Source organism: Salipiger bermudensis (genome assembly GCF_020171625.1).
In the GTDB taxonomy this organism is placed as follows: domain Bacteria; phylum Pseudomonadota; class Alphaproteobacteria; order Rhodobacterales; family Rhodobacteraceae; genus Salipiger; species Salipiger bermudensis_B.
Genome location: NZ_JAIUZY010000031.1, coordinates 1 through 5,820 on the forward strand (window position 1 = coordinate 1; position 5,820 = coordinate 5,820).

General features: G+C 53.9%; 2 tRNA genes and 3 rRNA genes. All 5 read right to left on the minus strand.

What is annotated here, in order from left to right:
• Positions 1 to 48: 48 nt before the first annotated feature.
• Positions 49 to 163: ribosomal RNA gene (gene rrf / locus LCM15_RS22610) — 5S ribosomal RNA — on the minus strand.
• Positions 164 to 366: 203 nt separating this feature from the next.
• Positions 367 to 3,197: ribosomal RNA gene (locus LCM15_RS22615) — 23S ribosomal RNA — on the minus strand.
• A gap of 417 nt (positions 3,198 to 3,614) precedes the next feature.
• Positions 3,615 to 3,690 (minus strand) — tRNA-Ala (locus tag LCM15_RS22620).
• A 127-nt stretch (positions 3,691 to 3,817) separates the two neighbouring features.
• Positions 3,818 to 3,894, minus strand: a tRNA-Ile gene (locus LCM15_RS22625).
• 139 nt (positions 3,895 to 4,033) lie between these two features.
• A 16S ribosomal RNA gene (locus tag LCM15_RS22630) occupies positions 4,034 to 5,497 on the minus strand.
• The 16S, 23S and 5S rRNA genes sit together here with 2 tRNA genes alongside, the layout of an rRNA operon.
• Positions 5,498 to 5,820 lie beyond the last annotated feature (323 nt).

Below are 5,820 nucleotides of genomic sequence, written 5' to 3' on the forward strand. Positions count from 1 at the left end.
TGATCAGGGTGGGATCGTTTAGAGAGATACGGTTGTGGTCTTTTCTAGGTTTGGCGGTGACCTACTCTCCCACGTCTTGAGACGCAGTACCATTGGCGCGACGGCACTTAACGACCGGGTTCGGAATGGAGCCGGGTGTTTTGCTCGTGCTATGACCACCAAACCAAAAAAAGACCACGCTGCACCGAAGGTGCGGCGGGTGGCAGGCAGCGTTTCGCGAAGCGAAGCGCGTTGCCACACCCCGTCATTCCGGGTGCGTGTTCATCAACCTGCCCTTTACGGGAGGTGTTGTCTGTCGAGTACACTGTATGTGTGTATGCTTTTGAGTTTTCGCAGTCAGGATTGTGTCCCTGTCTGTTACTGGATCAAATCAAGCCTATCGGACCATTAGTACCGGTCAACTGAACATGTTACCATGCTTACATCTCCGGCCTATCGACGTGGTGGTCTTCCACGGTCCTCAGGGATACCTTGTTTTGAGGGGGGCTTCCCGCTTAGATGCCTTCAGCGGTTATCCTGTCCGATCATAGCTACCCAGCACTGCCGTTGGCACGACAACTGGTCCACCAGTGGATCGTTCACCCCGGTCCTCTCGTACTAGGGGCAACTCCTCTCAAGTATCCTACACCCACGGCAGATAGGGACCGAACTGTCTCACGACGTTCTAAACCCAGCTCACGTACCTCTTTAAACGGCGAACAGCCGTACCCTTGGGACCTGCTCCAGCCCCAGGATGAGATGAGCCGACATCGAGGTGCCAAACACTGCCGTCGATATGGACTCTTGGGCAGTATCAGCCTGTTATCCCCGGCGTACCTTTTATCCGTTGAGCGATGGCCCTCCCACTTGGGACCACCGGATCACTATGGCCGTCTTTCGACTCTGCTCGACTTGTCAGTCTTGCAGTCAGGCTGGCTTCTGCCATTGCACTCAACGAGCGATTTCCGACCGCTCTGAGCCAACCTTCGCGCGCCTCCGTTACGATTTAGGAGGCGACCGCCCCAGTCAAACTACCCGCCACGCAGGGTCCCGGATCCGGATAACGGACCGCGGTTAGACATCAAGAGTGCGAAGGGTGGTATCTCATCTGTTGGCTCCACAGAGACTGGCGTCCCTGCTTCGAAGCCTACCACCTATCCTGCACATCACAATCCTGATGCCAGTGCGAAGCTGTAGTAAAGGTGCACGGGGTCTTTCCGTCTAACCGCGGGAAGCCTGCATCTTGACAGGCAATTCAATTTCGCTGAGTCGATGTTGGAGACAGCGGGGAAGTCGTTACGCCATTCGTGCAGGTCGGAACTTACCCGACAAGGAATTTCGCTACCTTAGGACCGTTATAGTTACGGCCGCCGTTTACCTGGGCTTCAATTCGGAGCTCTCACCCCTCCTTTTAACCTTCAGGCACCGGGCAGGCGTCAGACCCTATACGTCGTCTTGCGACTTCGCAGAGCCCTGTGTTTTTAGTAAACAGTCGCCACCCCCTGGTTTGTGCCCCCAGCCCCTAGTTGCCTAGGAACCGGGCCTCCTTCTCGCGAACTTACGGAGGTATTTTGCCGAGTTCCTTCAACATCGTTCTCTCAAGCGCCTTGGTATTCTCTACCAGTCCACCTGTGTCGGTTTAGGGTACGGTCCTAAAGTGGGGCTATTTCCAGGGACCGCTCAGCTGCCAGTTCAATCCGATAAGGACTGACAACCTCTGCGATCCGTCACCACCACATGGCCCAGGAATATTAACCTGGTTCCCATCGACTACGCCTTTCGGCCTCGCCTTAGGGGCCGGCTTACCCTGCTCAGATTAGCTTTAAGCAGGAACCCTTGGACTTTCGGCGAGAGTGTCTCTCACACTCTTTGTCGCTACTCATGTCATCATTCTCGCTAGTGATCTCTCCACCGGATGCCTTACAGCCCGGCTTCACAGAAAGAACTCTGTCCTCCGTTACATCCCGGAGGATACAGAAGAGGACGAGTTCTATGTCACACTACGCTCCGCTACCATGCACTATGTGCATCCTAAGCTTCGGCTCATGGCTTGAGCCCCGTTACATCTTCGCCGCAGGACAACTTGATTAGACCAGTGAGCTGTTACGCTATCTTTAAAGGATGGCTGCTTCTAAGCCAACCTCCTGGTTGTTTTGGTCGTCCCACCTGCTTTCCCACTTAGCCATGAATTGGGGGCCTTAGCTGTAGGTCAGGGTTGTTTCCCTCTCCACTACGGACGTTAGCATCCGCAGTGTGTCTGCCATCTAGTACTCCCGGGTATTCGGAGTTTGGTTAGGATCAGTAAGCCTGTGGGGCCCCATTACCCATCCAGTGCTCTACCCCCCGGGGTATTCGGATGACGCTCTACCTAAATAGATTTCGCGGAGAACCAGCTATCTCCGAGTTTGATTGGCCTTTCACCCCTAGGCACAACTCATCCCGACCTTTTTCAACAGGTGTGGGTTCGGACCTCCAGTAAGTGTTACCTTACCTTCATCCTGGTCATGCCTAGATCACTCGGTTTCGGGTCTGATCCATCTAACTCGACGCCCTATTAAGACTCGCTTTCGCTGCGCCTACACCTAACGGCTTAAGCTTGCTAGATAGACCAAGTCGATGACCCATTATACAAAAGGTACGCCGTCACTTCGCAAGGAAGCTCCGACTGATTGTAGGCGTTCGGTTTCAGGTACTGTTTCACTCCCCTCGTCGGGGTGCTTTTCACCTTTCCCTCACGGTACTGGTTCGCTATCGGTCAGTAAGGAGTACTTAGCCTTCGGAGGTGGTCCTCCGATCTTCAGACAGGATTTCACGTGTCCCGCCCTACTTGATACGTCCTATCGAGCTTCACATACGGGACTGTCACCCACTATGGTTGGCCATTCCAGACCATTCTGTTCACTCTCAAGGCTCGGCTGGTCCCCGTTCGCTCGCCGCTACTAGGGGAGTCTCTATTGATGTCCTTTCCTCCGGGTACTTAGATGTTTCAGTTCCCCGGGTTTGCTCTTAAAACCCTATGTATTCAGGTTAAAAGTACCTGTTTAAGAACATTATAAACTGCCGAAGCAATTATAATGAACTTTCAGGTGGGTTGCCCCATTCGGAAATTCCTGGGTCAAAGCTTATTCTCAGCTCGCCAAGACTTATCGCAGAGTATCACGTCCTTCATCGCCTCTTACTGCCAAGGCATCCACCAAACGCCCTTCTCGCGCTTGATTTGATCCAGTAAAAGACAGGTTCTTTATAGTGCGCTACCGCGTTGCTACTTGAGCGCCGCTGCAGAGCCAAACCCATCGCGTCACTACGCTGGTTCGTGCAGTGACTTTGATACCGGACCAAAAGCATACTTTCCCGCCCACTCTGTCGAGTGGACTTGTGCGATCTCGCGATCGCACGGGTTAGTGTACTTGACTTGGACAACACTTGCTCGTTTCAACAGGGATATGACGGACCGGCCGGCTAGACTGGTCAATCACCTCTTCCCGAAGGAAGACCTGCAGAGGTTTCGCCGTTACTTCGGCAAACCAAGCAAGGTTGATTTGTATCTCTCTATACGATGTTAAATCTCGTCCGATTGGACGGATAAACACTCAAAAGTGCTTATCGATCTAATCGAAACGCTGTCAGACGAGCGATGGTGGAGCCTAGGAGGATCGAACTCCTGACCTCCTGAATGCAAATCAGGCGCTCTCCCAGCTGAGCTAAGGCCCCACAATTTTGCACGCAAAATTGTGGGCGTGCGCGGCAGTGCATTCCGGAGGAATGTCACGGGAGCGTCACCCGGTGCAATTCTGGGTGCGAAGCTACCAATAGCGTTCACCGTGCCCCCGAGAGGGTGTGGTGGGTCGAGGAGGACTTGAACCTCCGACCTCACGCTTATCAGGCGTGCGCTCTAACCACCTGAGCTACCGACCCAGAACGAGCGGTAGCCCGTTGTCTTGTTCTGAAGAGATATGAGGACGACCCGGGTCCAATGATATTGCTCTGACGACTAATCAGAGCTTGCTAAGTGTTCCACGTGATTGGCAAGCCAATCAGCCAGGAACATCCTTAGAAAGGAGGTGATCCAGCCGCAGGTTCCCCTACGGCTACCTTGTTACGACTTCACCCCAGTCGCTGAGCTCACCGTGGTCCGCTGCCTCCTCGAAAGGTTGGCGCACGGCCTTCGGGTGAACCCAACTCCCATGGTGTGACGGGCGGTGTGTACAAGGCCCGGGAACGTATTCACCGCGTCATGCTGTTACGCGATTACTAGCGATTCCGACTTCATGCCGTCGAGTTGCAGACGACAATCCGAACTGAGACATCTTTTGGGGATTAACCCACTGTAGATGCCATTGTAGCACGTGTGTAGCCCAACCCGTAAGGGCCATGAGGACTTGACGTCATCCACACCTTCCTCCCGCTTATCACGGGCAGTTTCCCTAGAGTGCCCAGCCGAACTGCTGGCAACTAAGGATGTGGGTTGCGCTCGTTGCCGGACTTAACCGAACATCTCACGACACGAGCTGACGACAGCCATGCAGCACCTGTCACTCAGTCCCCGAAGGGAACCATCCATCTCTGGATGTAGCTGAGGATGTCAAGGGTTGGTAAGGTTCTGCGCGTTGCTTCGAATTAAACCACATGCTCCACCGCTTGTGCGGGCCCCCGTCAATTCCTTTGAGTTTTAATCTTGCGACCGTACTCCCCAGGCGGAATGCTTAATCCGTTAGGTGTGTCACCGAATAGCATGCTACCCGACGACTGGCATTCATCGTTTACGGTGTGGACTACCAGGGTATCTAATCCTGTTTGCTCCCCACACTTTCGCACCTCAGCGTCAGTATCGAGCCAGTGAGCCGCCTTCGCCACTGGTGTTCTTCCGAATATCTACGAATTTCACCTCTACACTCGGAGTTCCACTCACCTCTCTCGAACTCAAGACCAGGAGTTTTGGAGGCAGTTCCGAGGTTGAGCCCCGGGATTTCACCCCCAACTTTCTGATCCGCCTACGCGCGCTTTACGCCCAGTAATTCCGAACAACGCTAACCCCCTCCGTATTACCGCGGCTGCTGGCACGGAGTTAGCCGGGGTTTCTTTACTGGGTACCGTCATTATCTTCCCCAGCGAAAGAGCTTTACGACCCTAAGGCCTTCATCACTCACGCGGCATGGCTAGATCAGGGTTGCCCCCATTGTCTAAGATTCCCCACTGCTGCCTCCCGTAGGAGTCTGGGCCGTGTCTCAGTCCCAGTGTGGCTGATCATCCTCTCAAACCAGCTATAGATCGTAGGCTTGGTAGGCCATTACCCCACCAACTACCTAATCTAACGCGGGCCGATCCTTCTCCGATAAATCTTTCCCCCGAAGGGCGTATGCAGTATTACTCACCGTTTCCAGTGGCTATCCTGCAGAAAAGGGTACGTTCCCACGCGTTACTCACCCGTCCGCCGCTAGACCCGAAGGTCTCGCTCGACTTGCATGTGTTAGGCCTGCCGCCAGCGTTCGTTCTGAGCCAGGATCAAACTCTCAAGTTGAAAACCGATTGCTCGGTTATCCTTGACGTTCGAACCTCTGCACATCTCATCCGGTGGCTAAACCGGATGAAGTCATCTGTTTGTGTGCTTCGGGTTTCATCAGAAACCGAAAGCCGTACAAACAGTGAAGCTGACACTCTATCATCGACCGAAGTCTAAGAGCGCGATATACAGACGTTTGATCCATCGAATGAACCAAGGTCGCCCACATATCTCTTCAGATATTAGCGATGTCAAACAGCGTGAGAGACAAAAACCAGACCAGTGCGCCCTAACTTTCGGCGCGCCCGCCCGTCAACCTCTCGAATTTCTCGTCCGCCTCG